Origin of the sequence: Halomonas sp. DP5N14-9, from assembly GCF_019802175.1 — a bacterium.
Taxonomy (GTDB): domain Bacteria; phylum Pseudomonadota; class Gammaproteobacteria; order Pseudomonadales; family Halomonadaceae; genus Halomonas; species Halomonas litopenaei.
In genome coordinates, this window is record NZ_JAHVHR010000035.1 from 495,838 (window position 1) to 520,634 (window position 24,797).

The following is a 24,797-nucleotide window of genomic DNA, read 5'->3' on the forward strand; positions in this document are numbered from 1 at the left end:
CGACGGTCAGGCGCGCTGCTTAAGGTGCTGAATCTGACCCTTCAACGGGCCTGGCATCTGACCCTTCAACGGGCCTGGCATATGACCCAGCATCTGATCCTGCGTATGACCCCGGATATAGTGCCCCGGAGTGGTGGCCAGCAGCTTCTTGAAGGTGCGTTGCAGGTGCGCCTGGTCGGCGAAACCGCAGTCGTTGGCGACCGTAGCGATGGGATCGCCCCGTCGCAGTCGTTGCCTGGCATGACGCACGCGCAGGTCGATCAGCGCAGCATGGGGGGTGGTGGCATAGTGACGTCGAAAGCCCGAAATCAGGCTGGTGGCGCGGCACTCGGCGGCGGCGCAAAGATCGTCCAGGCGCAGCTCTTGCTGCCAGTCGTCGTGAAGCCGCTCCCAGGCGCGCACCAGTCGCTCGGGAGGCGCGCCGTGTTCTGCCTCGCCTTGTGCGGGCAGGTCGAGCAGGCCTGTCAAGCGCTCGGCGAGCCGCTCAAGCACGGTCTCGCGCTCGAGCAGGCTGGCATCCCCATCGGCAAGGGCGTCGGTGGCGAGGCGAATGGCTTGGTGAAGGTGGGCGTCTTGCGTCGTCAGTGCCGAGAACACCGCGCCGTCGTCGCCGTCGAGGCCGCAGCGCTCGGTCAGCCAGGTGCTGTCCAGGTAGAGCATGTCGTAGCCCCAGTCTCGCTCGCTCAAGGCGTTGCAAGCGTGGACGTCGCCGGGGTTGATCAGCACCACGTCTCCCTGGCGCACCTCGAGGGTTCGGTGGCGATTGAGGAAGCTCGAGTGGCCCTGGACGATCGCGCCCAGCGAGTGGGTGTCGTGGCTGTGGGGCGCGTGGCTTAGCCGGTGCCCGCCCCTGACCCGGCGCGCCTCGACCTGGGGCATCCGCGGGTCGCGCAGGTAGCGGGAAAAGGTGGCAGCGATCCTGGGGGGCATGACGGTCTTCCTGGCAAGACGCCGTGGCTGCGTCGAGGTCTTCACTCTCGTCGATCCTGGGATGCCAGGCAAGAGACGCCTGCGCTGGATCAAGGGAGAGGGGAGTTTGTCAGGCATTTTTGGCGTCACAACCCTTGGCGAGGCCAAAGCCTGATAGCCGTCAACGAGGCCCGCGGGGGGCATTGTTAAGGTCTGTCATCTTTTTTCAAGGCGCGCTGTCAATTCGACGAACGGTCAGGGGGACTTGGCTCGGCGTCGGACAGCAGCGTCACCTCAGACATCGAGATCCACATGACAGACACCGTGACGTCCACCAGGGAGGCCGGCGAGGCCCCCAGCTATCGCGAGATGCACCGCGATGCCAGCGAATTTGCCAGCCGTTCCGACTACCTAGAGCATGAACTCAAGATCATGCGTCCCCGGCGCTATGGTCTTAATTTGATCGGCCGGGACTTCCACTTCGAACTCGAGGACCTGGTACCGGCCATCGCTGGCACCATCGGCATCATCGCCATGTACTCGGCGGTGATGATGTCCTGGGCCAATGGCCTGTCCGCCGCCTGGCCCGATGTCACCCTGGGGCGCGAGTTCGCCATCGCCGTCTCGCGCCTGGAGATGCTGCTGCCGGTCCTGCTGTTCTGCGTGCTGGGCTCAGGTATCTTCAATCCGCGTGCCAACCTGGCCGGCAATCACGGCCCGATGATTCCGCTGATCGCCAGCATGGCCCTGGCCGGTGCCCACCCGCTGGCCCTGGCGCTGTGGATCGGCGCCTTCGGCCTCGGCCTTTCCTGGGTCAAGGGTGGCTCGCGCCTGGTCAACCTGACCTCCCAGGGCACCGCCGGTGGCCTGCTGATCTTCCTCGGTTTTTCCGGCGCCATGAGCCAGATCGGTAGCCTCAAGGCGTGGGGCATGGGGCTCGAGGGCGAGATGGGCTACGTCGCCCTGGTGGTGCTGGCGGTCAATATCCTGCTGTACGCCGTGCTGGCGCGGCTGGGCAAGCGCTGGCTGGCGATTCCCGCCTGCGCGGTCACCGGCCTGGTGGTGGCGCTGGCGCTGGGTGCGGGCTTCGATCTCGAGTTCACCACCGAGACCGGCCTGCCGCCGCTCAGCCCCAGCTACTGGTGGGGCAGCACCGACCACGGCTGGATGCTGGGGCTGCCGAACATGCAGCACTTCATCGCCTCGCTGCCGTTCGCGATCCTGGCGGTTGCCATGTGGTCACCGGACTTTCTCGGTCATCGCATCTTCCAGGAGATGAACTATCCCAAGGGTACCGATCGGGTACTGATGGACGTCGACGACACCATGACGATGTGCTCGCTGCGTCAGGTGGTCGGTACCGCCCTCGGCGGTGGCAATATCACCTCGTCCTGGGGCACCTACATGATTCCGGCGGCCATCGCCAAGCGGCCGATTCCCGCCGGCGCCATTTTGCTGGGGCTGTTGACCATCGCCATCGCCATCCTCGGCTTCCCCATGGACGTCGCGGTGTGGCCGCCGGTGATGTGCGTGGCGCTTTTGGTCGGAGTCTTCCTGCCGATGCTTGAGGCCGGCGTGCAGATGATCAAGGAAAGCCGCGACGCCCAGGCCGCCGGCGTTTGCCTGTTCGCCGCTGCGGTCACCAACCCGGTGCTGGCCTGGGCGGTGACCATGCTGCTCGACAACAACGGCTGGATCGGTGATCGCGAACGCGCCACCCGGCTGTCGCTGGCCGACCGTCTGATCATCCCCGCCTCGGTGCTGGCGGTGTGTCTGTTCGCCATGCTGGCGGTGGGCATGTTCGAGGGACAGTACGGGATTCCCGCGCTGTTCTAGATCGAGCGCAAGTGGCATACGCAAGAGGCCGCCCAAGGGCGGCCTCTTGCGTTATCGGTGAGTCGGTCGAGACACTTCCCCGACCGGCTTGCTTGGTGCTGGCGACTGAATCTTCGGGCCTGCCGTCAGTCGAGGCGAAACAGTTAGAAGGGGCTCTCGATTACGGCCATGGCAGCGTGACAGAGGGCACAACGTAATATATGGCGGCCCCCCTGAGTACAGTGCTCGATTCGCCTCTCCACGCAAGTGGCCCTTCCACCGGCAGGAATGGAGAGGCGCGCTCAGCAAGCGATGGCCTGAATGCCTTTTTTCTGGATGACTGCCAGTAGCCTCAGCGCGGGCCCTCCAGGACGCTTCACGCCGCGCTCCCAGTCTGAGACCAGGTTCTTGCTGACGTTGAGGTAGCGAGCGAAGACAGACTGAGAAAGATTTTCGCGCTCGCGCAGCGCTCTGATGGCGTCGGGGGAAATCATTTCTACCGTGGTGAGGCAGCTCTCATCGAAGTCGCGCATCGTTTGCTTGTCGACGGCGCCTACCTCGTGCAGAGTTTCCATGGTTTCATGGATCGCCGCCATCGCTTCGCTACGGTATTTCTTCGCCATCGTCTTCCACCTCCAAAAAATGCCCCTTATGAATCAACTCGACCAGGTGCTCTTCTGACAGCTCGAGGATGTGTTGGGCGGCCCGTTTGAACGCAACCTTTTCCTCGTCGCTGATATTGCTCTGTTGGCTCTTGGCGAAGCCGTAAACGAAGAAGGCTCGGTGTGCCTGGCGGTAGAGGATGATCGTGCGGTAGCCGCCTGACTTGCCTTGCCCGGGACGAGCCACCCGCTGCTTGATCACGCCTCCGCCCAGGTCAGCATCGATCAAGCCCCGTTCCGCTCGCTGGATAGCGTCGCGCAGCGCGGCGTCGTCAAGTTTCTGTTTTCTGGCGAAGCGTTCAAACCAGGCGTTCTTGAAGATCCTCACCGGCCGTGCCCTTGCCATTCGTAGTGTACTACATAGTGTGACATCATGCGGCCCGCAGCAACTGTCCTGCCTGCAGCAGGGCGTTGCAGGGCAGTGTCTCCTTTTCGATGCATAAGACTCGGGGCATCAAGCAGAAAAAGGGAAAGGCAGCGCGGCCGGACGATGTCCAGCCGCCGAGGGACTGCTGCCGGGGGACGGCTGCCATCAGAGGCAGCCCCGAGGATCACTCTTCCGGCTGGTACTTGTAACCGACGCCGTAGACGGAGCGGATGATCTCCCGCTCGGGCCAGATATCGGCGATCTTCTTGCGCAGCTTCTTGATATGGCTGTCCACGGTGCGCTCGGAGACGATGCGGTGGTCGCGGTACATGTGATCCATCAACTGCTCGCGGGCGAAGATTCGACCCGGCGAGTGCATCATCACCTTGAGCAGCTGGAATTCCACCGCGGTGAGGCCCAGGTCCTGACCGTCGGCCAGGGCGCGCCAGCCGCTTTCGTCCAGCACCAGGTCGTGATTGGCTTCGCTGTCCTGCTGGTGTGCCTGGCTGCGGCGCAGCACGGCCTTGACCCGGGCGACCACCTCGCGCGGGCTGAACGGCTTGCAGATGTAGTCGTCGGCACCCAGTTCGAGGCCCAGCAGGCGGTCGACCTCCTCGACTCGGGCGGTCAGCATCACCACCGCGATATCGGGCCAGCGCTGACGGATCTCGCGGCACAGGGTCAGGCCGTCGGTGCCAGGCAGCATCAGGTCCAGCAGCACCAGGCTGGGGCGTGACTCGGCCTCGCTGAGGTAGCCGACCACCTGGTCGCCGTGGTCGATATGGTGGGTGGCGTAGCCGCTACCCTCCAGGTAGTCCGCCACCAGACGGGCGATCTTGGGTTCGTCCTCGACGATCAGGATGTCGTCGAGACTGGCGTCGGTGTCGTTCATTCATCGTCCTCGTGCTGCTGATGGTCCGGCAGGGCCGGAAAACGCAGGGTCCAGCATAACCCGCCAAGCTCGGAAGGGGAGGGGCGCATGTCGGTGTCGTGGGCGCGGGCCAGGGCGGTGGCGATGGACAGCCCCAGGCCGCTGCCGCCGCTTGAACGGTTGCGCGAGCCTTCCACCCGGTAGAGGCGTTCGGTCAGCCGCGGCAGTTCGTTGACCGGTACCCCGGGGGCGCTGTCTTCCCAGCGCAGCACCCAGTCGTCGGCCTCACGCCGCAGCGATACCTTGAGGCGCCCCGGCGCCTGGGTGTAGGCGCAGGTATTGTCGATCAGGTTGTTCCATAGCTGGCGCAGGCGCTGCAGGTCGCCGCGAATCCACGCCGGGCCCTGAATATCGTGCTCAAGGGTCAGGCCATGATCGGCAAGCCAGCCCTCGGCTTCGTCCAGCCGGGTGGCCAGTTGCTCGCCCAGGTCCAGCGGTGCGAGCTGGACTTCCAGCGCGCCGGCGTCGCTCTGGGACAGCAGGCGCAGGTCGGCGACCAGGCGCTCTAGCTGGCCGACCTCCTGGGACAGCGAGCGCAGGTTGTCCTGGTCGAGGGCGCGAATGCCGTCCTGCATCGCTTCTATCTCGCCGCGCAGCACCGCCAGTGGGGTACGCAGCTCATGGGCGATGTCGGAAACCCAGCGGGTACGTGCCTCGCGGCTGGCTTCCAGGGTTTCCGCCAGCACATTGAAGTCGTGGGACAGGCTGGACAGCTCGTCGCGACCGCGCTCCGGCAGACGGATGCTGTAGTCGCCCTCGGTCAGCCGGCGGGTGGCCAGCGCCATGCCGCGGGCGCGTCGGCCCATCCACCAGGACAGAGCGGCGGCCAGCAGCAGCGAGGTCAGCGCCAGGGCGATGACGATGATGGTCAGGTTGCGTTGCTGCTGGGCCAGAAACAGTCGGTCCATGCGTGCCATCAACTGCTCCGGCGGGCGATAGCCCAGGGTGCCGACCTGGCGGCCCGCGCTCATCACCGGCAGCCAGCGCAGCTCGGCGGCCATGTCGTCCTTGTCCGGGGGCAGGCCGATCACCGGCAGGCCGCTTTCGTCATGGAGCACGAAGTCCCTGGGGTCGCCCAGGTCGCCTTCGATGCTCAGCGGCGGCAGGTTGTCACCGGGCCAAAGCTGGCGGCGTACCAGGTGGTGCCAGGCGCGCGGCGACTGGCGCAGCCACTGCCAGTTCTGGCGTCGCGCCCAGGCCTCGCCGAGGCCTTCCGCCAGGGTCTCGGCGCGCTGGGTCTGGGAGCGGTCGAGGTACTCGATGAAGCCCTGGTCGAGGCTGCGCGAAATCGCCACGAACACCAGCCCGGCGATGGCCACATTGACCACCAGGATGATGACGAAGAGCTTCAGACCCAGGCGTGAGAAGGCCGGGCGAAACAGGCGTTTCGCGGACATGCGACGATTCCTTGACCGAAATGGCGAAAAAGATGAACACAGCATGCCATCGTCGGCGCCAAAAAGGCGCCAATAACGGTGAAACCTTTGTGCAGCCTTCGCCGACGGATGAGTCGAGCGTTCACCTCAGTCCGTAGCGGTCAGACCGTCAGGGACAGCTTTCCCCGATCAGCAGTCGCGTTCCCAATAGGCGGTTCTCGGCGGGTTCCAGACCCAGCACCATGCGCGCGGCGACGCGCCCCTTCTCGATGCTGTCCTGGCGCACGGTGGTCAGTCGTGGGGCTCGGTACTGGCCTTCTTCGATACCGTCGAAGCCGGTCAGGCGCAGGTCCTCGGGGACGCGGATGCCACGCTGTTCGGCCAGGGTCAGGACGGTCAGGGCGATGCGGTCGGACATGCACAAAAGCAGATCCGGGCGCTGTTCTGCCGGCAGGTCGAGGATCTTCTCGATCACCGGGGCGCAGACCGCGTGGGTGTTCTCGTCGATGTTCCACACCGGGACGCCGGTGGGGTCGATGTCGTGTTCGTCCAGGGCGCGGTGGAAACCGTCCAGGCGCGAGCGGGTGATGGTGCGATGGGCATCGAGGCAGCGATGCTCGGCACTCACCGGGCCATTATAGGATTCATCGATCAAGCGCAGGCTGAGGATGCCGACCCGCCGTGGACGTTTTTTCAGTGCGTGGCAGGCGATGGCGTAGCAGGCCGGTTCGTTGTCGATATGGACGGTGGGGCGGGCATCGATATGGAAATCCACCCCGACCAGTGGACGCTGGGCCGGCAGCTCGTTGATCAGCCGATCCCCGGGCATCAGACCATAGACGACAAAGCCGTCGGCCATGCTGGCGGAGCCCGGGTGACAGAGTGCGTCGGCGTGACGGGGAGATTCGGGCTGACGTCCCGACAGCAGCAGCAGGGTGTGCCCGTGGGCGTCGAGCACCTCGGTGATGCCGGTCAGAAGCTCGCTTGAAACCGCGTCGTTGAGGCTGTAGGTCAGTGTCTCTGCCAGCACCACCGCGACGATGCGGGACTGCCCGGTGCGCAGGCTGCGGGCCCTGGCGTCGGGGCCGCGGTAGCCCAGGCGTCGGGCCTCCTCGAGGATGTGCTCTCGCAGGGCGCGAGACAACTGATCGGGGCGATTGAAGGCGTTGGAGACGGTGGCCGTAGAGACCCCAAGTCGCTGGGCCAGATTCTTCAGGGTGATGGGGCGGTCCTCAGGATTCACCACGGGCTTGTGTTCCTTGCTGCGTGCACTCGACAGCATAAAGCGCTGGGCCACCGGGCGTCACGGCTTGGCAGCGCAACCGGGCATCTTATTCCAGCATCACAGCGCTACCGAAAAGCGCTGAATGAGTGGTTGTCGTGATCCGGCATCATAGGGCGACCATAAAGCGCTGAATGAGTGGTTGTCGTGACCCGGCATCATAGGGCGACCATAAAGCGCTGAATGAGTGGTTGTCGTGATCCGGCATCATAGGGCGACCATAAAGCGCTGAATGAGTGGTTGTCGTGATCCGGCATCATAGGGCGACCATAAAGCGCTGAATGAGTGGTTGTTGCGACCCGGCATCATAGGGCGACCATAAAGCGCTGAATGAGTGGTTGTCGTGATCCGGCATCATAGGGCGACCATAAAGCGCTGAATGAGTGGTTGTCGTGACCCGGCATCATAGGGCGACCAGAAACAGAATGAGTGGTGGTGACAGCAGCGACAGGATAAAGCCGCTGACCACGGCGATGGGCACGCAGCGCACGCCCCCGTGCTGCTGGATCACCGGCAGGGTGAAGTCCATCGAGGTGGCACCGCCATAACCGATCGCCAGGGGGGCGTAGCGTCGCATGACCAGCGGAATCAGCACGAAGGCCAGCAGTTCCCGGGTCAGGTCGTTGAAGAAGGCGACGCCGCCCAGAGCCGGCCCCAGGTGTTCGCCGATCAGAATGCCGGACAGCGAGTACCAGCCGAAGCCCGAGGCCATGGCCAGGCCCTCGTTCCAGGCGAGCCCGAGCATCGGTGCAGCGGCGAGTCCACCGATCAGCGAGCTTGCCGCCAGGGTCATGGCGATGAACAGGCCATGACGATTGAGAAGGATCTGTTTGAGCGGCATGCCGGAGTTGCGCAGCTGGCAGCCGATCAGCGCCAGCAATACGTAGAGCACCCATTCTGCCAGGTGTTCCGCCAGCTCGAAGGGCGTCGTCCCCCAGCGTCCCACCAGCATCAGCCCGATGACCAGTCCGGCGATCACCACCCCGACCAGTGACAACGAACCCGCCATGGCCGCCAGCTTGCTGGTCGGGGCGCCGTCGATCACGCGTTTTTCGCCAAGGTCCAGGCGCAGTCGACGCGACAGCCACCACAGGGCGGCCAGGTTGAAGGCCGAGATGACCACGAACAACAACAGCGCCTGGCCGCCCATGCGCGACAGCTGAGTGCCCAGGTCGGGCAGGCCCGCCAGGCTCACCCCCATCAACAGCAGGATCAGGTAGATCGATGCGCTGACGCCGCGATTGATCCAGGCCATGACGCTTGCGCGGCGTACCGGTACCAGATAGCCCAGCACCAGCGGCAGCAGCACGATCAACAGACCGGTGAACATGAACGAACTTCCTTGCTCGATGGAGGCGGTGCATGTCGGTCAGGCACCGCATCGATGAATTGCTGCGCTCGTGAGCCCGTCCGTCGAGGATGAGCAGGACAAATCGGTGGTCAACGGCGCGACCAAAAGCGCAATACTCTATGCAAGTTTCACAAGGGAGAAAAGACGACCAAAGCGTCAGTGGTCGGCAAGATCGGTGCCATACCTCAGACGTCGACAAGGCATCCTGGCAACGAGCCGCCGGCCTCGGCGGGGCGGAAGGCCAGATGGTGGTGAGGCAGGGCGGCTGAACGAGCGCCTGAACAAGCGGCCAAAAAGGCGCCCGAGGAAGGGAGAGACGGAGCAGCTTCAGTTGTTGGAAGTGGTCAAGGAGGTCAGGCTCAGCCGACTGACCCGCTCGCCGCGTTTGATGTAGTCCACCCCCAGCAGCAGGCCGGGCAGGTCCGGGTGGAAGGCCACGACCATGTGGCGGTCGTCCTTGCCGGGCTCGACCAGGCGGACCCGAAGGGCGTCCACCATGCGCCCGTTCACGTCGATGGCGGCGGTGGGCAGAGGGCTTGCGACCAGTGTCTCGATGTCGCCCTTGTGATCGAGATAGTGAATCTCGCAGCCGCTGGCGCAGCGCTCTCGCTGGACGCTACGTGACAGATCCACCAGTGCGGTCTGACGGTCGGGGTGACGCCGTAGCTGACGGTTGTCCAGTCGGTAGCTCTTGCCGATGCCCAGCAGACGATAGCCACTGGAATAGCCCAGCGCACGCAAGCCGTCGCCGTTCTCGGCGAAGCGCGCGGTTTCCTGACCTTCGGCGATGGCCACCTGGGCGCGCATGTCGCTGCGCCAGTGATCGCCTTCGCGGTACACCCGATGATGCACGGTGGCATCGGGCCAGCCGTCCACCGACAGGTGGTAGCGGGCATCGAAGCTGGCCATCGATGCGGCTTGTGCTGCAAACGGCAGCAAGAACAGTAGCCATAGCAGCCCCGCCGCGAGGCGCGGGCGAAGAGACGGCGAGCGGTAGGCGATGGAGTTGCTGGGCATAGTAGCGTCCGCTGCTTGAGTGGCATATGGAAACGAGCTGTCACCTTGGGAGGCCGGTGCGGCCTGAAGGTTCCCCGGCGGGCTGGCAGAAGCGCGGTCCAGTGGTTACGCTGCATTACAGCATGGTCGCCATCATGACCCTGCGCCGCCCCTCAATGACCAAGGAGTTTGCCACATGGCACGTTTGCTGCTGCTCGCGGGAGATTTTGTCGAGGACTACGAAATCATGGTGCCCTTCCAGGCGCTGCAGGCCATGGGGCATCGTGTCGATGCGGTGTGCCCCGACAAGAAGGAAGGCGACAAGGTCAAGACCGCCATCCATGACTTCGAGGGCGACCAGACCTACACCGAAAAGGCCGGGCATCTGTTCGCGCTCAACGAGACCTTCGCCGACATCACTCTGGCCGACTACGACGCCCTGGTCATCCCCGGTGGGCGAGCGCCGGAGTACCTGCGCCTGGACGAGCGCGTGCTGGAAGTGGTGCGCCACTTCGTCGACAGCGAGAAGCCGGTGGCCGCTGTCTGCCACGGCGCCCAGCTTCTGGCGGCGGCGGTGTCACTGTCAGGACATCGTATCTCGGCCTATCCCGCCTGCGCCCCCGAGGTACGCCTGGCGGGTGGCGAATTCGTCGATATCGAAGTCACCGACGCCATCACCTGCGGCAAGTTCGTGACCGCGCCAGCCTGGCCCGCGCACCCGGAGTGGCTGCGCCAGCTCAACGAATTGCTGTAGGTCCGCCAGGCGTGCCCCCTTCTGGCCTGGGTACAGGCCCAGGCCAGGAGCGAGGCCAGCCCCCTGGAAACCTGGCCGCTGGGCTCTTGGTAGAAAGCCACTTGACGACGACTAGACGACTGGTCTAGTGTCTTGGGCATGACAACCAAGGCTCCCACACGTGACCTGTTGATACAGGTCGGCATGAACACCTTTGCCGAGCACGGCTATACGGCGACGGGCATCAATACGGTGCTCAAGGCTGCTGGCGTGCCCAAGGGTTCCTTCTACCACTATTTCTCCAGCAAGGAGGCCTTCGGCCTTGCCGTGGTCGAGGTGTTCGCCGAAGACTACGACGAGCGCTTCCAGGCGCTCTTGGTGAATTCCCGCGACGCCCCCGTTGCGCGCCTGCGCCACTATTTTGAAGACGTGCGCCAGGCGATGGCCGAGTGCGGCCACACCCGGGGTTGCCTGATCGGTACCCTGGGCCAGGAAATGTCTTCCCAGAGCGATTGCCTGCGCGATGCCCTGGACGCCATCTTCAAGCGCTGGGAAGGCTACTTCACCAGCTGCCTCAAGGAAGGCCAGGCCGACGGCAGCGTGCGTGACGACATCACTCCCCAGGCCATGGCGGCCTTTATTCTGGCGGGCTGGCAGGGGGCGCTGCTGCGCTCCAAGATGGCCAGAACCTGTGAGCCACTGACTGAGTTCGAGAATACGTTACTGGCCTGCATCAAACGCTAACGCGTCGAGGTGAAGGCGTGGCAGGGTGGGTCCTCGATTCCCCTGCCGTTTTCTTGGCCCTAAGTAATAATAGACTGGTCTATAAAACCCTCTGTTTTTGTACAAAACTGCTTGATATGTGATGCATGGGTTGTACGGTAAGGGCTGAACATTCGCTAAAACGTTAGTCGAACACCTTGGGCAGCCGTTGGCGACGAGCCAACGAAGCGCCAGCCACCGTCCAGCCGTGCATCCTCGCTGAGGCCGCAGCGCCTCGTGGTATCAGCTTCACGACAGGAGATTTCCATGAGCGAGCAAGATCCCCTCTTTACCCCGCAGGTCCTCGGTGACATCACCCTGCCAAACCGAGTGCTGATGTCGCCGCTGACCCGTTCTCGCGCGGCCCAACCGGGGGACGTGCCCCAGGCGATGAATGTCGAGTACTACCGTCAGCGGGCCGGCGCGGGCCTGATCCTGAGCGAGGCCACCCAGATCTCGCCCCAGGGCAAGGGTTACGCCTTTACCCCGGGCATCCATAGCCAGGAGCAGATCGCTGGCTGGCGCCGTGTCACCGACGCCGTGCATGACGCCGGCGGTCGTATGCACGCCCAGCTATGGCACGTGGGAAGAATCTCGCATCCGGAGCTGCAGCCCGGTGGAGCCGACCCGGTGGCGCCCTCGGCGATCAAGCCTGAAGGCGCCAAGACCTTCATCAGCGCCGAGTCCGGCATGGTCGAAGTGCCGACCCCGCGTGCGCTCGACACCGACGAGCTTCCAGGCATCGTCGAGCAGTACCGTCAGGCGGCGATCAACGCCCGCGAAGCCGGCTTCGACGGCGTCGAGGTGCACGCCGCCAACGGCTACCTGCTCGATCAGTTCATCAAGTCCGACAGCAACGCGCGCACCGATGCCTACGGTGGCAGCCTGGAAAACCGCCTGCGACTGCCTCTCGAAGTGGTGCGTGCGGTGGTCGACGTCTGGGGCAAGGGCCGTGTCGGGGTACGCATCAGTCCGACCGGCAGCTTCAACGATGTCCACGACCAGAAGCCCGAGGAGACCTTCCCGGCCTTCGCCGCCGCGCTCGACGAGATCGGCATCGCCTACCTCGAGGTCGTGGAAGATTCCTTCCAGGGCAACCACGAGAACGGTCGCCCCGAGTCGATCATCAGCGCCATCCGCGAGCGCTTCAGCGGTGTCTATATCGCCAATGGCGCCTACAGCGCGGAGGAAGCGCGTGAGCGCATCGCCGCCGGCAAGACCGATCTGGTGACCTTCGGTCGTCCCTTCATCGCCAATCCGGACCTGCCGGAGCGCTTTCGTCGCGGAGCAGAGCTCAATGAGCCGGACTACGACACCTTCTACGGCGGCGATGAAAAAGGCTATACCGACTACCCGTTTCTCGAAGATCGCTAGCGCTTGAAGATCGCTGGCGCGATGACGTCTTTTTCTCGATGACCGCCAAGCGGTTCGCCGTCTTGCCAACGTCATCGATCTGGAACATTTCAAGGGGCCTTGGCGGCCCGACAGGAGGACAGCATGGACGTGAACAACCTGAATACCGACGGTATCAAGGACAAGGTCGTGATCATCACCGGTGCCAGCAGTGGACTGGGTGAGGCCACCGCCAAGCGCCTGGCCAAGGGCGGCGCACGCCTGGTGCTTGGCGCGCGTCGCGAGGACCGCCTCAAGGCACTGTGCGACGACATCAAGGCTGACGGTGGACAGGCCGTCTACCGTGTCACCGACGTGACCAGCCGTGAGCAGGTCGAGGCCCTGGCCAAGCTTGCCCGCGACGAATTCGGGCGCATCGACGTGCTGGTCAACAACGCCGGGCTGATGCCGCTTTCGCCGTTGGACAAGCTCAAGGTCGACGAGTGGGAGCAGATGGTCGACGTCAACATCAAGGGCGTGCTCTACGGTATCGCCGCGGTGCTGCCGACCATGCGCGAACAGCACGAAGGCCACGTGATCAATCTGTCTTCGGTCGCCGGGCATGTGGTGTTCCCCGCCGCGTCGGTCTATTGCGCGACCAAGTTCGCGGTCAAGGCGCTGACCGAGGGCCTGCGTCAGGAATCCAATGGCGAGATTCGCGCGACCAATATCTCTCCTGGCGCGATCGACACCGAATTGACCCGGACGATCAGCGATGATGAGACCGCCGAGGGGGTCAACGAGCTCTACACCCTGGCCATCGATGCCGATGCCGTGGCGCGGGCGATCGCCTTTGCGGTAGAGCAGCCGGGGGACGTCGACGTCAACGAACTGATCCTGCGGCCCACTCGCCAGGAGCTGTAAGGGCTGGCGTTCGACTGGCGTCGCCGTCCCGGGAGACGCCAGTCCGGCCGCGGCGCAATACGCCAGGTCGCTCCAAGGTGCTTCGTCTGACGCTATTTTTCGCTAGGCTTGTGTATCTTTACTGCATCAATGAACCCGGCGGTGCCGGGTGGTGCCCCACTCAACGAGAAGGAACATCATGAGCAACGATGCCGAGTATCAGCCGCCGAAGGTCTGGAAGTGGGAAGGTGAGAGTGGCGGCCATTTCGCCAGCATCAACCGTCCCATCGCCGGTGCGACCCACGACAAGGCGCTGCCGGTGGGCAAGCATCCGCTACAGCTCTACTCCCTGGCCACGCCCAACGGGGTCAAGGTCAATATCCTGCTCGAGGAACTGCTGGCGCAGGGCCACGATCAGGCCGAGTACGACGCCTGGCTGATCCGTATCGGCGAGGGCGACCAGTTCTCCAGCGGCTTCGTCGAGATCAACCCCAACTCCAAGATTCCGGCCCTGGTGGACCACACCACCACGCCGCCGACCCGGGTCTTCGAGTCGGGTTCGATCCTGCTCTACTTGGCCGAGAAGTTCGGCGCCTTCCTGCCGACCGAGCACAAGGCGCGTACCGAAGCGATGAGCTGGCTGTTCTGGCAAATGGGCTCGGCTCCCTACCTGGGCGGTGGTTTTGGCCACTTCTACGCCTACGCGCCGGAAAAGTACGAGTATCCGATCAACCGCTTCACCATGGAGACCAAGCGCCAGCTCGACGTGCTCGACCGTCATTTGGCCGAGCACGAGTACCTGGCCGGTGACGAGTACAGCATCGCCGACATGGCGACCTTCGCCTGGTACGGCCAGCTCGCCCTGGGGCGTCTATACGACGCGGCGGAGTTCCTGTCCGTGCACGAGTACGAGCACGTCCAGCGCTGGGCCAAGGCCATCGATGCGCGCCCGGCGGTACAGCGTGGACGCATGGTCAACCGCACCTTCGGTGAGCCCGAAGAGCAGCTCCACGAGCGTCACGACGCCAGCGATTTCGAACTGCGTACCCAAGACAAGATCGGCGACGACGCTTGATCCACTGAAATTCAAACGTCGCTTTCAGCACCGACAAGGGCGCCTCCGAGGAGGCGCCCTTTTTTTTGTGAATCAATCTGGGGCTTGATCCGGGGGCGGGCCAGGAGCGCGAGGCGATCGCCGCCTCGTTCCTTACCGGCCCTCGCTGGCACTTTCCGGCTCCTGGGTCAGTAGCCCGCGTCGGGGTCGACGGTCTCGATGTCCTCGCCCTTGTCCAGGGCGTCGAGGCTTGCGGCGACCTGATCGAGCGCTTCGCTCAAGGGTGTCGGTCCTGCCATGTGAGGGGTGACGATGACCCGCGGGTGGCGCCACAGCGGGCTGGATTCCGGCAGCGGCTCTGTCGGGAAGGCATCGAGCAGCGCGCCCCGGAGGCGACCTTCCTGGCGCTGGTCCTTTTCGCCCAGCGCTGCGAGCAGGGCATCCTCGTCGATCAGGGTGCCGCGCCCGGGGTTGATCAGGCTGGCTCCCTCGCGCATCTTGCCGAGTGTCTCGGCGTTGATGATGTGGCGGGTCGAGGAGGTATCGGGCAGCAGCAGCACCAGGGTCTTCACCCGCGACAGGAGCCGGTCGAGCCCTTCGTCACCGCTCAGACATTCGATGCCGTCGATATCCTTGTGCGAGCGACTCCAGCCGAGCACCGGGAAGCCGTCGGCGGCGATGGCCCGGGCCACCTTGGCGCCGATGGCGCCGAGGCCGAGCACGCCCACCGGCCAGTCCGGCTTGTCGATCACCTCGTGCTCACGCCACTCGCACTGCTGCTGCTGGCGAGCGTAGCGGTCGAAGTCGCGCTGGAAGTGGAAAAGACCGTAACGCACGTAATCGGCGATCAGCTCGGCCATGCCAGCGTCACGCAACTTGACGATGGGAACGTCGCGAGGCAGGGCCGGGTTGCCGAGCAGGGCGTCGACGCCGGCCCCCAGGTTGACGATGCCCTTGAGTCCGGTGCACTCCCGCAGCAGCGTCTCGTCTGGCTTCCAGGCCGCCAGAAAGTCCGCCTGGGCGCGCTGTTCGCGGTCGGCCTCCTGACTCTTCCAGATGGTGGCCTGGGGCAGCCGCTCGCTTAGCGCCTGCTGCCACTGGTCGGCCTGGTCGGTGTGTACGATCACCTTCATGACAATTCCGCTCCGGTCGAATGAATGGGGTTCAGTAGACAATCTGCATCATGGGCGGCGGAGCGTCATCCAGCAGGCTGGCAAGGCGCTTGAGGCCGTCCTCGAGACGTTCGATCTCGGGCTCCGCGCCGAGGCTCAGGCGCACTCGGCGTGGCGCCGGACTCTGTTCGACCATGAAGGGGGTCGCGGTGGTGATGGCCACCCCTTCCTGTTCGGCCAGCTGCTGGAGTTCCTCGGCCCGCCAGCTACCCGGCAGCGACAGCCAGACGTGCAGGCTGGTGGGGCGGGAGGCCCTGCCATGGCTGTGCAGGATGCGTGCGGCGAGCTGCTGGCGCTCTGCCAGCAGTTCACGTTGCTGCTGTGCCATGCGCTCGATGGTGCCGTCCTCCAGCCATAGATTGGCGACCTCGAAGCACAGCGGTGTGGCCATCCAGGAGGTCGCCCGCAGGCGGGGCAGGGTGTGGTGCAGCTGACTGCGTGGCACCGTCAGATAGCCGGCGCGAAGCCCAGGCAGGGTGGCCTTGGTCAGACTGGTGACGTGGAACGCATGGGAAGGGATGCGCGCGCTGATCGGCATCAGCGGCTCGGGCTCGAGCAGGGTGTGGACGTCATCCTCGATCAGCCACACCCCGTGGCGCTCCAGAATGGCGGCGATCTCGTCGCGGCGCCTCTCGTCCAGGGTGGCCCCGGTGGGATTGAGCTGGCACGAGGTCAGGCACACGGCGCGCGGTTTGAAGCGATGACAGGCGGCGTCGAGGGCGTCGGGTACGATGCCCTGGCTATCGATGGTGACGCCACGCAGCTGGAAGCCCAGGGTGCGAGACAGGGCGATCAGGCCATGGTCGGTCAGTGCCTCGGTCAGGACCAGGTCGCCGTGCTGTACCACGCTGGAAATCGCCAGCATGATGCCGTGGGCGCCACCGTTGGTCAGGATGCGGTCGTCCGCTTCACCGGGCATGCCCAGGCGCTCGTTCAGCCACCAGCTGGCGCGTTCGCGCTGATGGGGCAGGCCGGCGATCGGCCGGCAGGCGGTGAAGACGTCGGGATGTGCGCTGTCGGCCAGCGTTCTCAGGGCATCGCGAAAGTGCTGGTCATGGCTTGGGGGACAGACCGGATGGGCGATCGACAGGTCGATCACCGCCTGTTCGGTTCGCGGCTCGCCGGCCCTCAGGTAGGCGGATTCGCGGTTGTCATCGAGGGCGTTGATCCAGGTGCCGCTGCCGACCCTGGCCTGCACCAGGCCCATCTTTTCTGCCTGTGAATAGGCCCGTGACACCGTCTGGACGCTGACGCCTATGTGCTCCGCCAACTGTCGATGGGGCGGCAGCCGGGTGCCTGGCGTAAGCTCACCGGAACGGATCGCGCGAGAAAGTGCCCGCGCAATCGCAAGATACTTGGGTTGGCTATCGTCCAGATATGGCAGCAGGTCAATTGTCATGATCCAATAAAGCCTTTGACCGGTAGCTTATTCGTAGTGCTAGTATCAGCAAGACGGCATTGATCAGTCATTGTCATGACGTTGTTAAGAGCTTCTCATGACAATTGTGACCTGTCAGCACGCTACAGGGGATGCAATGTCGCTTCAAGGGCGCGCCGGACTCCAATGAGTCCGGTTTTTCGGTGATGACACTGTGTGGCGAGTGGTTTCATGATTCAGGTATCCCTGCCGTTCACTCGTGAGGAATACGCTCAGCGCCTGCGAAAGGTGCGTGCCGAGATGGCCATGCGAGGCATCGATGTGCTGATTGTCAGCGATCCCTCCAATATGGCCTGGCTGACCGGCTATGACGGCTGGTCGTTCTATGTCCATCAGTGCGTACTGGTGGGGCTCGAAGGCGAGCCCGTGTGGTACGGACGACGTCAGGACAGCAATGGTGCCCTGCGTACCTGCTGGATGGACCCTGACAATATCACCTACTACCCCGACTACTATGTCCAAAATCCCGAGATGCATCCGATGGAGTATCTGGCACAGTCGATCATGCCGGATCGCGGCTGGTGCGAAGGGGTCGTGGGCATGGAGATGGACAACTACTACTTCTCCGCCAAGGCCTACCAGAGCCTGATCAAGGAGATGCCCCACGCGCGCTTCCAGGATGCCAACGCGCTGGTCAACTGGTGTCGGGCGATCAAGTCACCGCGTGAAATCGAGTACATGCGCATTGCCGCGCGTATCGTCGAGGGCATGCACTCGCGCATCCTCGAGATGATCGAGCCGGGCCTTGCCAAGTCCAAGCTGGTCTCCGAGATCTATCGGGTCGGCATCGAGGGCTGGACCGACAGCGAAGGGCGCGTCTACGGTGGCGACTATCCCGCCATCGTGCCGCTGCTGCCCACCGGCAGCGACGCGGCTGCCCCCCACCTGACCTGGGACGACACGCCGTTTCGCGAAGGCGAGGGCACCTTCTTCGAGATCGCCGGCTGCTACAAGCGCTACCACTGCCCGTTGTCGCGCACGGTGTTTCTCGGCAAGCCGCCGCGGGACTTCGTGCGTGGCGAGTCGGCGCTGCTCGAAGGCATCGAGAAAGGCCTGGCCGTGGCCAAGCCGGGTAACCGGACCGCGGACATCGCCCTGGCGCTCGGCGCGGCCATGGACAAGTACGGCTTCGACCGAGGCGGCGCGCGCTGTGGTTATCCCATCGGCATCAGCTACCCGCCGGACTGGGGCGAGCGCACCATGAGTCTGCGTCCGTCTGACGAGACCATCCTGCAACCGGGCATGACCTTCCACTTCATGCCCGGGATGTGGATGGATGACTGGGGGCTCGAGATCACCGAGAGCATCCTGATCACCGAAAATGGCGCCGAGCCGCTGGCGCAGTTTCCGCGACAGCTGTTCGTCAAGTAGGGCGGGGTCGGCTGAGCAGGGCTTGTCGATCAGGCCCTGTTGACTAGCCCTGTTGATTAGCCCTATGCAATCGGCCCGGTGTGATCGGCCCTCTGTGACCGACGTTGCCCATCACCACTACAATCAAACCTGACCGTTGTCCCTGTTTCTGGAGTCACCATGAGCAAGCGCAAGAGCCCCATCTCCGCCACCGTCGACTTCGACGCCCAGGGTGTGCAGCACGGCTTTCTGAAACTGCCCATTTCCAATGACGAGTCCGCCTGGGGTGCGGTGATGATCCCGGTGACCGTGATCGCCAACGGTGAAGGCCCCACCGCCCTGCTGACCGGTGGCAATCACGGTGACGAGTACGAGGGGATCACCGCGCTGCAGAAGCTCTCGACCTCGCTCAAGGCCGAAGACGTCAAGGGACGGGTGATCATCGTACCGATGATGAACACCCCGGCGGCCCAGGTCGGCCGTCGCACCTCGCCGATGGACGGTGGCAACCTGAACCGCAGCTTCCCCGGTGACCCGGACGGCAGCGTGACCGAGAAGATCGCCGACTACTTCACCCGGGAGATGGTGCCCATGGCCGACGTGGTGCTGGACCTCCACTCCGGCGGCCGCACCCTGGACATCATTCCCTTCGGCGCCTCCCACGTGCTCGACAACCCCGAACAGCAGCGGCAGGCGCTGGAAGGGGCCAAGGCCTTCGGCGCGCCCTATGCGATGATGATGTTCGAGCTGGACGCTTCGGCGCTGTTCGATACCGTGGTGGAGAACCAGGGCAAGATCTTCATTGCCACCGAACTCGGGGGCGGCGGCACCTCCACGCCGGAGAGCCTGGCCATCACCGAGCGCGGCATCGACAATGTGCTGATCCATTTCGGGCTCAAGGACGGCGAGGTGGCCATGCCCGAGACCCAGGTCTATCTCGATATGCCGGATGCCAGCTGCTATGTGCAAAGCGAGCACACTGGGCTGCTGGAGTTGACCTACGCCCTCGGCGACAGCATTGCCAAGGGCGACGTGATCGCCCGGGTCTACGACATGACCCGCAGCGGCGCCGAGCCGATCGAGTACCGTGCCGAGCGTGATGGTATCCTGGCGGCTCGACGCTTCCCCGCCCAGGTGAACATGGGCGACACCATCGCCGTCATCGCCGAGGTGGTCGAGACCCTGGGCGACTGAACGGGCCAGGGCTCGGGATACCGTCTTGCCCGAGCCCGCCCGCCGTTTCTCGTCATCAGCGCCCCGCCGAGAGCCTCTCGCGGGGCGGTCCCGTTCAACCACACAAGCCCGGCCATGAAACTCGACCGCTACGACCTCAAGATCCTCTCCATCCTGTCCCGCGACGGCCGCATCACCAAGTCCCGCCTGGCCGAGGCCATCAACCTGTCGGTGAGCCCCTGCTGGGAGCGCGTCCGCCGCCTCGAGAAGGCCGGCATCATCGAAGGCTACTGCGCCCGGATCAACGCAAGCGCCCTGGTCCGGCGTACCCCGGTGTGGGTTCAGATCGAACTCAAGGCCCACAATGCCGAAAGCTTCCAGCGTTTCGAGTCGCTGGTGCATGCCACCGACGCGGTCACCGAGTGTGTGGCGGTGGGCGGCGGAGTCGACTATCTGATCAAGGTCGAGTCCGAGACCATCGACGCCTACCAGCGCTTGATCGACGACTGGCTGACCTCGGATGTCGGCATCGAGCGTTACTTCACCTATATCGTCACCAAGACGGTCAAGGCTCCTCGCGAGGGAGTCGATATCGACGAGCTGGCCAACGGGGCGCTCTGAGCGCCATCGGCACAGGCCCGGAAGTTCCTGTAGGCTTGCAGGTTTTTGCTAAAACAGGCGTTGCAGAAAAAACCGCGTTTTCACGGTTCTGGACAAAAAAAACGCCATCGACAGACGGGCGCTTCAAAAAGTCCGACCCTGGCTTCTCCCTTACCATGACGGCAGTACATGGCGCTGGCCATGACGTCGTTTTCGTGTTCCGCACCCCTGACCTTGCGGCGGGACACACTTGGGGAGGTAGTGTCATGAAACTCAGCGATCCGCGCCTGTTCCGTCAGTACGCCTACATCGGCGGCAAGTGGACCCACGGTGACGAAGGCCGCGAGGAAGCGGTGGTCAACCCCGCCAATGGCGAGGTGATCGGCCATATCCCGCTGCTCGAGCCCGAGCAGATCCGCGCCAGTGTCGACGTCGCCGACGAGGCCTTTGCCCAGTGGCGGGCGCTGCGCGCCGACGAGCGTTGCGAGCGGCTGCTGGCCTGGTACGACCTGCTGCAGGCCCATCGCGAGGATCTGGCCACCATCATGACGCTGGAGCAGGGCAAGCCGATGCCCGACGCCCGTGGCGAGGTCGAGTACGGCGCCAGCTTCGTGCGCTGGTTCGCCGAGGAAGGCAAGCGTACCTACGGCGAGACCATCCCCAGCCACATCCCCAATGCGGCGCTGGGCACCATCAAGGAGCCGGTGGGCATTGCGCTTCTGATCACGCCGTGGAACTTCCCGCTGGCGATGATCACCCGCAAGGCTGCCGCCGCCATGGCCGCCGGCTGTCCGGTGATCGTCAAGCCGGCCAACGAGACCCCGTTCTCGGCGCTGGCGCTGGCGGAGCTGGCCGAGCGTGCCGGTATTCCGGCGGGCATCTTCAATGTGGTGCTGGGTGACGCCGCCCAGGTGTCTTCGCTTTTGTGCGCCGAGGATCGCGTCAAGGCGGTATCCTTCACCGGCTCGACCCGGGTCGGCCGACTGCTGCTCGAACAGTCGGCGCCCACGGTCAAGCGTGTGTCCATGGAGCTTGGCGGCAATGCGCCCTTTATCATCGGCCCCGACATGGACCCCAAGGAAGCGGCCCTGGCCGCGGTGGCGGCCAAGTTCCAGACCGCCGGTCAGGACTGCCTGGCGGCCAACCGCATCCTGGTCCACGAGTCGATCCACGACGCCTTTATCGAGCATTTCACCGAGCGCATGGCCGCGCTGACCGTGGGCAACGGCATGGAAAGTGAAGTCGATCTCGGCCCGCTGATTCACCGCCGGGCGGTGGAAAATGCCCGCGCCACGGTGGATGACGCCCTGTCGAAGGGTGCCACCCTGGTGGCCGGGGACCAGTCCCAGGCGCCGGGCGAGAACTTCTTCATGCCGGTGCTGCTGACCGGGGTGACCCAGGACATGCAGGTGTGGCGTCAGGAGTGCTTCGCGCCGGTGGCCGGTGTCACCGCCTATCGCGATGACGACGAGGTGATCGCCCTGGCCAACGACACCGAGTATGGTCTTGCCGCCTACGTCTACACCCACGATATTCGCCGCATCTGGAAGCTGTTGCGGGCGCTGGAGTTCGGCATGGTATCGGTCAACTCGGTGAAGATGACCGGCCCGCCGGTGCCTTTCGGCGGCGTCAAGCAGTCCGGCCTTGGCCGCGAAGGCGGCGCCACCGGCATCGACGAGTATCTGGAAACCAAGTACTACTGCCTCGGCGCCCTGGGCTCCGTCTCCGGCAGCTGATGCCCTGAGCCGCAGTGATCGCCGGCCCGACAGCGGCCGGCCACCTTTCGATGAACAGATGACGCCGCCCTCCCGGCGAGGGCGGTCCAAGGAAAAAAGGAAACGAGATGAGCACCCATCAGGACCTGATCGACCGCGACCGCAAGGTAACCTTCCACGCCTCCACCCACCTGCGTGACTTCGCCCATGGCGACGCACCGGGTCGCGTGATCACCGGCGGCAAGGGCATCAACATCGTCGACAAGGACGGTCGCGAGTTCATCGACGGTTTTGCCGGGCTGTACTGCGTCAACATCGGCTACGGCCGTACCGAGGTGGCCGAGGCCATCTACCAGCAGGCGCTGGAGATGTCCTACTACCACACCTACGTGGGTCACTCCAACGAGCCGCAGATCGCCCTGTCCGAGCAGATCCTCAAGCTCGCCGGCCCCGGCATGTCCAAGGTCTACTACGGCCTCGGCGGCAGCGATGCCAACGAGACCCAGCTCAAGCTGGTGCGCTACTACAACAACGTGCTTGGCCGTCCGCAGAAGAAGAAGGTCATCTCGCGTCAGCGCGGCTATCACGGCTCCGGTCTCGCCACCGGCTCGCTGACCGGGCTCAAGGCCTTCCACGACCAGTTCGACCTGCCCATGGCCGGCATCCTGCACACCGAAGCGCCGCACTACTACCAGCGCAGCGCCGAGCAGGAAAACATGAGCGAGCGCGAGTTCTCCGCCCACTGTGCGGCCAAGCTCGAAGAGATGATCCTGGCCGAGGGCCCGGACACCGTGGCGGCCTTCATCGGTGAGCCGGTGCTCGGCACCGGTGGTATCGTGCCGCCGCCGGAAGGCTACTGGGAGGCGATCCAGGCGGTACTGAACAAGTACGACATCCTGCTGATCGCCGACGAGGTGGTGTGTGGTTTCGGCCGTATCGGCGCCGACTTCGGCAGCCATGCCTACGGCATCAAGCCCGACCTGATCACCATCGCCAAGGGCCTGACCAGCGCCTACCAGCCGCTGTCCGGAGTGATCGTCGGCGATCGCGTGTGGCAGGTGCTGGAGCAGGGCACCAGCGAGCTTGGCCCGATCGGCCACGGCTGGACCTACTCCGGTCACGCCCTGGGCTGCGCCGCTGCCCTAGCCAACCTGGCGATCATCGAGCGCGAGGACCTGACCGGCAACGCCCGTGATACCGGCGCCTATCTGCAGAGCCGCATGCAGGCCGCCTTCGGCGATCACCCGATCGTCGGCGAGACCCGCGGCGTCGGCATGCTGGCGGCGCTGGAATTCGCCGTGGACCCGGAGACTCGCCGTCCCTTCGATCCCAGCCACAAGGTCGGTGCACGCATCGCCGCCGCTGCGCTGGAGCAGAACCTGATCGCCCGGGCGATGCCCCAGGGGGACATCCTCGGCTTCGCGCCGCCGCTGGTCACCACCCGTGACGAGGTCGACGAGATCGTTGCCCGCGCCGAGCGTGCGGTGAACAAGGTCACCGACGAGCTGGTCAAGGAAGGCGTACTGCAGACGGCCTGATGCCTGGTCCGATGATTGGCCTGATGCCTGGTCCGATGGTTGGTCCAAGCCCAGGCCGGTGTCTGGCCTGACGCCCGCACCTTGGCAGGTGCAAAAGGGGCCGCTTCCTTGAAGGAGGCGGCCCCTGTCGGTTTTCATTCAGGTAGGCGAGCGCGGAACAGATAGGCGAGCGCGGAACAGGTAGGCGAGCGCCGAACCGCCGACAGGGCCTGCCCTCCCGGCATTGGCAACCGGTCTTCACGATATGAGTTCAAGGAGAAGGTCATGAAGGTGGATTCACCCCCTTGCCCGAGTCACGGCGTGACCCTGGACGAGATATTCAAGGCCCGGGGACGCATCGCCGGTCAGGTAACGCGCACGCCACTGGTGCTGTCGCGGGCCCTGTCCGAACGCTTCGACGCCGAGGTCTATCTCAAGCTCGAGACGCTGCAGCCCACCGGCGCCTTCAAGCTGCGCGGTGCCACCAACATGATCGCCGCACTGATCGAGCGCCATGGACGCGAGGCCCTGGCCCAGGGCGTCACCACCGCGTCCACCGGCAATCATGGCCGCGCCGTGGCCTACGCCGCCTACAGCCTGGGGGTGCCGGCGGTGATCTGCCTGTCGCGGCTGGTGCCGGCCAACAAGGTCGCTGCCATCGAGGCGCTCGGTGCCGAGGTGCGTCGCGTCGGCGCCAGCCAGGACGAGGCCTTCGAGGAGGTGGCAAGGCTGGTGCAGGAAGAGGGCATGACGCTGATTCCCCCCTTCGATGATCCGCTGATCGCGGCGGGGCAGGGCACCATCGGCATCGAGATCCTCGAGGACCTGCCGCGGGTCGATCGGGTCATCGTCGGGCTGTCCGGCGGTGGTCTGCTCGGCGGCATCGGCGCCGCGCTGAAGGGCGTTCGACCCCAGGCCAGAATCAGCGGGGTCAGTCTGTCGGCGGGAGCGGCCATGTGCGAGAGCCTCAAGGCCGGCAAGCCGGTGGCGGTGGAAGAGGTCGAGAGCCTGGGCGACTCGCTGGGCGGCGGCATCGGCCTCGACAACCGCTGCACCCTGGCGCTGGTCGAAGCGGTGATGGACGACCACTGTCAGGTGTCGGAAGGCGCCATCGCCCAGGCCATGGTGGACATGCTCGAAAGCGAGAAGCTGCTGGTCGAAGGCGCCGCCGCCGTGGGACTGGCGGCACTGGCCGAGGGCCACCTCGAGGTCAAGGGCGAGCGCGTCGTGCTGGTGCTTTCCGGCAATGGGGTGTCACTGGATACCCTCGATCAGTCGCGCCGCCTGGCGGCGGATTGCGCCAGTCAAGGCCGGCGATAGACCGTCAAGGCCACCAACCGACAGACAAGCCCAGCAACA

Annotated in this window: 22 protein-coding genes; 12 read left to right on the forward strand and 10 right to left on the reverse strand. The window is 64.7% G+C overall.

The window, feature by feature from the left end; genetic code table 11:
• Positions 1-6 precede the first annotated feature (6 nt).
• On the reverse strand, positions 7-930 hold the full coding sequence (locus KUW00_RS21845; protein ID WP_222570120.1) for a helix-turn-helix transcriptional regulator: 924 nt from the start codon (positions 928-930) through the stop codon (positions 7-9).
• A 291-nt stretch (positions 931-1,221) separates the two neighbouring features.
• Between KUW00_RS21845 and KUW00_RS21850 the strand changes: the two genes are divergently transcribed.
• Positions 1,222-2,745, forward strand: coding sequence for a DUF3360 family protein (locus tag KUW00_RS21850; RefSeq protein WP_222570121.1), 1,524 nt, complete (start codon positions 1,222-1,224; stop codon positions 2,743-2,745).
• A 281-nt stretch (positions 2,746-3,026) separates the two neighbouring features.
• On the opposite strand, the gene KUW00_RS21855 is transcribed toward KUW00_RS21850, so the two are convergent.
• The 7 genes from KUW00_RS21855 to KUW00_RS21885 all read right to left on the reverse strand — a co-directional run bounded on the left by KUW00_RS21855 (position 3,027) and on the right by KUW00_RS21885 (position 9,710).
• Complete coding sequence (locus tag KUW00_RS21855; RefSeq protein ID WP_222570122.1) at positions 3,027-3,347, reverse strand: helix-turn-helix domain-containing protein; 321 nt, start codon at positions 3,345-3,347, stop codon at positions 3,027-3,029.
• On the reverse strand, positions 3,328-3,714 hold the full coding sequence (locus tag KUW00_RS21860; RefSeq protein WP_222570123.1) for a type II toxin-antitoxin system RelE/ParE family toxin: 387 nt from the start codon (positions 3,712-3,714) through the stop codon (positions 3,328-3,330). Before KUW00_RS21860 ends, KUW00_RS21855 begins: the two co-directional genes overlap by 20 nt.
• Positions 3,715-3,937: 223 nt before the next feature.
• Positions 3,938-4,645, reverse strand: a complete 708-nt coding sequence (locus KUW00_RS21865; RefSeq protein WP_045994066.1) for a response regulator — start codon at positions 4,643-4,645, stop codon at positions 3,938-3,940.
• Positions 4,642-6,081 (reverse strand): ATP-binding protein, encoded by a 1,440-nt coding sequence (locus tag KUW00_RS21870; protein WP_222570124.1) that lies wholly within the window; start codon positions 6,079-6,081, stop codon positions 4,642-4,644. The genes KUW00_RS21865 and KUW00_RS21870 overlap by 4 nt, the downstream gene beginning before the upstream one ends.
• 148 nt (positions 6,082-6,229) lie before the next feature.
• Positions 6,230-7,306, reverse strand: coding sequence for a LacI family DNA-binding transcriptional regulator (locus tag KUW00_RS21875; RefSeq protein WP_315901219.1), 1,077 nt, complete (start codon positions 7,304-7,306; stop codon positions 6,230-6,232).
• Between the two features lie 439 nt (positions 7,307-7,745).
• Positions 7,746-8,672: a lysine exporter LysO family protein gene (locus KUW00_RS21880; RefSeq protein WP_222570125.1), complete on the reverse strand. Its 927-nt coding sequence runs from the start codon at positions 8,670-8,672 to the stop codon at positions 7,746-7,748.
• 348 nt (positions 8,673-9,020) lie between these two features.
• Positions 9,021-9,710, reverse strand: a complete 690-nt coding sequence (locus KUW00_RS21885; RefSeq protein ID WP_222570126.1) for a hypothetical protein — start codon at positions 9,708-9,710, stop codon at positions 9,021-9,023.
• A gap of 175 nt (positions 9,711-9,885) precedes the next feature.
• Here KUW00_RS21885 and KUW00_RS21890 point away from each other — a divergent pair, with 175 nt between their 5' ends.
• The 5 genes from KUW00_RS21890 (at position 9,886) to yghU (ending at position 14,494) form a co-directional block, all read left to right on the forward strand.
• Entirely contained in the window at positions 9,886-10,443 is a 558-nt protein-coding gene (locus tag KUW00_RS21890; protein ID WP_045992037.1) for a DJ-1/PfpI family protein, read from the forward strand.
• A 138-nt stretch (positions 10,444-10,581) separates the two neighbouring features.
• Entirely contained in the window at positions 10,582-11,166 is a 585-nt protein-coding gene (locus KUW00_RS21895) for a TetR/AcrR family transcriptional regulator (RefSeq protein ID WP_045992036.1), read from the forward strand.
• A gap of 285 nt (positions 11,167-11,451) precedes the next feature.
• Entirely contained in the window at positions 11,452-12,558 is a 1,107-nt protein-coding gene (locus KUW00_RS21900) for an alkene reductase (protein WP_108448270.1), read from the forward strand.
• A gap of 123 nt (positions 12,559-12,681) precedes the next feature.
• Positions 12,682-13,440 carry an SDR family oxidoreductase gene (locus KUW00_RS21905; RefSeq protein ID WP_045992034.1) on the forward strand — a complete coding sequence of 253 codons (759 nt, stop codon included), beginning with the start codon at positions 12,682-12,684 and terminating at the stop codon, positions 13,438-13,440.
• Positions 13,441-13,618: 178 nt separating this feature from the next.
• Positions 13,619-14,494, forward strand: coding sequence for a glutathione-dependent disulfide-bond oxidoreductase (yghU, locus tag KUW00_RS21910; protein ID WP_108132470.1), 876 nt, complete (start codon positions 13,619-13,621; stop codon positions 14,492-14,494).
• A gap of 167 nt (positions 14,495-14,661) precedes the next feature.
• Here yghU and KUW00_RS21915 read toward each other — a convergent pair whose 3' ends face one another.
• The gene (locus tag KUW00_RS21915) at positions 14,662-15,606 is read right to left on the reverse strand and encodes a 2-hydroxyacid dehydrogenase (protein ID WP_222570127.1); all 945 of its coding nucleotides are present in this window, start codon (positions 15,604-15,606) and stop codon (positions 14,662-14,664) included.
• Between the two features lie 31 nt (positions 15,607-15,637).
• Positions 15,638-17,044 (reverse strand): PLP-dependent aminotransferase family protein, encoded by a 1,407-nt coding sequence (locus KUW00_RS21920; protein ID WP_045992031.1) that lies wholly within the window; start codon positions 17,042-17,044, stop codon positions 15,638-15,640.
• A gap of 210 nt (positions 17,045-17,254) precedes the next feature.
• Here KUW00_RS21920 and doeA point away from each other — a divergent pair, with 210 nt between their 5' ends.
• From doeA to eutB, 6 genes are all read left to right on the forward strand, one after another.
• Entirely contained in the window at positions 17,255-18,454 is a 1,200-nt protein-coding gene (gene doeA, locus KUW00_RS21925; protein ID WP_222570128.1) for an ectoine hydrolase DoeA, read from the forward strand.
• Positions 18,455-18,613: 159 nt separating this feature from the next.
• Complete coding sequence (gene doeB, locus KUW00_RS21930; protein ID WP_124803228.1) at positions 18,614-19,627, forward strand: N(2)-acetyl-L-2,4-diaminobutanoate deacetylase DoeB; 1,014 nt, start codon at positions 18,614-18,616, stop codon at positions 19,625-19,627.
• 114 nt (positions 19,628-19,741) lie between these two features.
• Positions 19,742-20,227, forward strand: coding sequence for an Lrp/AsnC family transcriptional regulator (locus tag KUW00_RS21935; RefSeq protein ID WP_045992028.1), 486 nt, complete (start codon positions 19,742-19,744; stop codon positions 20,225-20,227).
• A gap of 245 nt (positions 20,228-20,472) precedes the next feature.
• A complete protein-coding gene (locus tag KUW00_RS21940) occupies positions 20,473-21,942 on the forward strand; it encodes an NAD-dependent succinate-semialdehyde dehydrogenase (protein WP_108448275.1) in 1,470 nt (489 codons plus the stop codon).
• Between the two features lie 107 nt (positions 21,943-22,049).
• On the forward strand, positions 22,050-23,459 hold the full coding sequence (locus KUW00_RS21945) for an aminotransferase (protein WP_045992026.1): 1,410 nt from the start codon (positions 22,050-22,052) through the stop codon (positions 23,457-23,459).
• Positions 23,460-23,723: 264 nt separating this feature from the next.
• On the forward strand, positions 23,724-24,758 hold the full coding sequence (eutB, locus tag KUW00_RS21950; protein WP_222570129.1) for a hydroxyectoine utilization dehydratase EutB: 1,035 nt from the start codon (positions 23,724-23,726) through the stop codon (positions 24,756-24,758).
• Positions 24,759-24,797: the final 39 nt, after the last annotated feature.

Coding starts and splice junctions, on each gene's coding strand:
- doeA (WP_222570128.1), top strand. CDS start 17,255: ATGATTCAGGTATCCCTGCCGTTCACTCGTGAGGAATACGCTCAGCGC.
- KUW00_RS21845 (WP_222570120.1), bottom strand. CDS start 930: ATGCCCCCCAGGATCGCTGCCACCTTTTCCCGCTACCTGCGCGACCCG.
- KUW00_RS21900 (WP_108448270.1), top strand. CDS start 11,452: ATGAGCGAGCAAGATCCCCTCTTTACCCCGCAGGTCCTCGGTGACATC.
- KUW00_RS21865 (WP_045994066.1), bottom strand. CDS start 4,645: ATGAACGACACCGACGCCAGTCTCGACGACATCCTGATCGTCGAGGAC.
- KUW00_RS21870 (WP_222570124.1), bottom strand. CDS start 6,081: ATGTCCGCGAAACGCCTGTTTCGCCCGGCCTTCTCACGCCTGGGTCTG.
- KUW00_RS21850 (WP_222570121.1), top strand. CDS start 1,222: ATGACAGACACCGTGACGTCCACCAGGGAGGCCGGCGAGGCCCCCAGC.
- eutB (WP_222570129.1), top strand. CDS start 23,724: ATGAAGGTGGATTCACCCCCTTGCCCGAGTCACGGCGTGACCCTGGAC.
- KUW00_RS21915 (WP_222570127.1), bottom strand. CDS start 15,606: ATGAAGGTGATCGTACACACCGACCAGGCCGACCAGTGGCAGCAGGCG.
- KUW00_RS21920 (WP_045992031.1), bottom strand. CDS start 17,044: ATGACAATTGACCTGCTGCCATATCTGGACGATAGCCAACCCAAGTAT.
- KUW00_RS21905 (WP_045992034.1), top strand. CDS start 12,682: ATGGACGTGAACAACCTGAATACCGACGGTATCAAGGACAAGGTCGTG.
- yghU (WP_108132470.1), top strand. CDS start 13,619: ATGAGCAACGATGCCGAGTATCAGCCGCCGAAGGTCTGGAAGTGGGAA.
- doeB (WP_124803228.1), top strand. CDS start 18,614: ATGAGCAAGCGCAAGAGCCCCATCTCCGCCACCGTCGACTTCGACGCC.
- KUW00_RS21895 (WP_045992036.1), top strand. CDS start 10,582: ATGACAACCAAGGCTCCCACACGTGACCTGTTGATACAGGTCGGCATG.
- KUW00_RS21935 (WP_045992028.1), top strand. CDS start 19,742: ATGAAACTCGACCGCTACGACCTCAAGATCCTCTCCATCCTGTCCCGC.
- KUW00_RS21940 (WP_108448275.1), top strand. CDS start 20,473: ATGAAACTCAGCGATCCGCGCCTGTTCCGTCAGTACGCCTACATCGGC.
- KUW00_RS21855 (WP_222570122.1), bottom strand. CDS start 3,347: ATGGCGAAGAAATACCGTAGCGAAGCGATGGCGGCGATCCATGAAACC.
- KUW00_RS21880 (WP_222570125.1), bottom strand. CDS start 8,672: ATGTTCACCGGTCTGTTGATCGTGCTGCTGCCGCTGGTGCTGGGCTAT.
- KUW00_RS21885 (WP_222570126.1), bottom strand. CDS start 9,710: ATGCCCAGCAACTCCATCGCCTACCGCTCGCCGTCTCTTCGCCCGCGC.
- KUW00_RS21945 (WP_045992026.1), top strand. CDS start 22,050: ATGAGCACCCATCAGGACCTGATCGACCGCGACCGCAAGGTAACCTTC.
- KUW00_RS21890 (WP_045992037.1), top strand. CDS start 9,886: ATGGCACGTTTGCTGCTGCTCGCGGGAGATTTTGTCGAGGACTACGAA.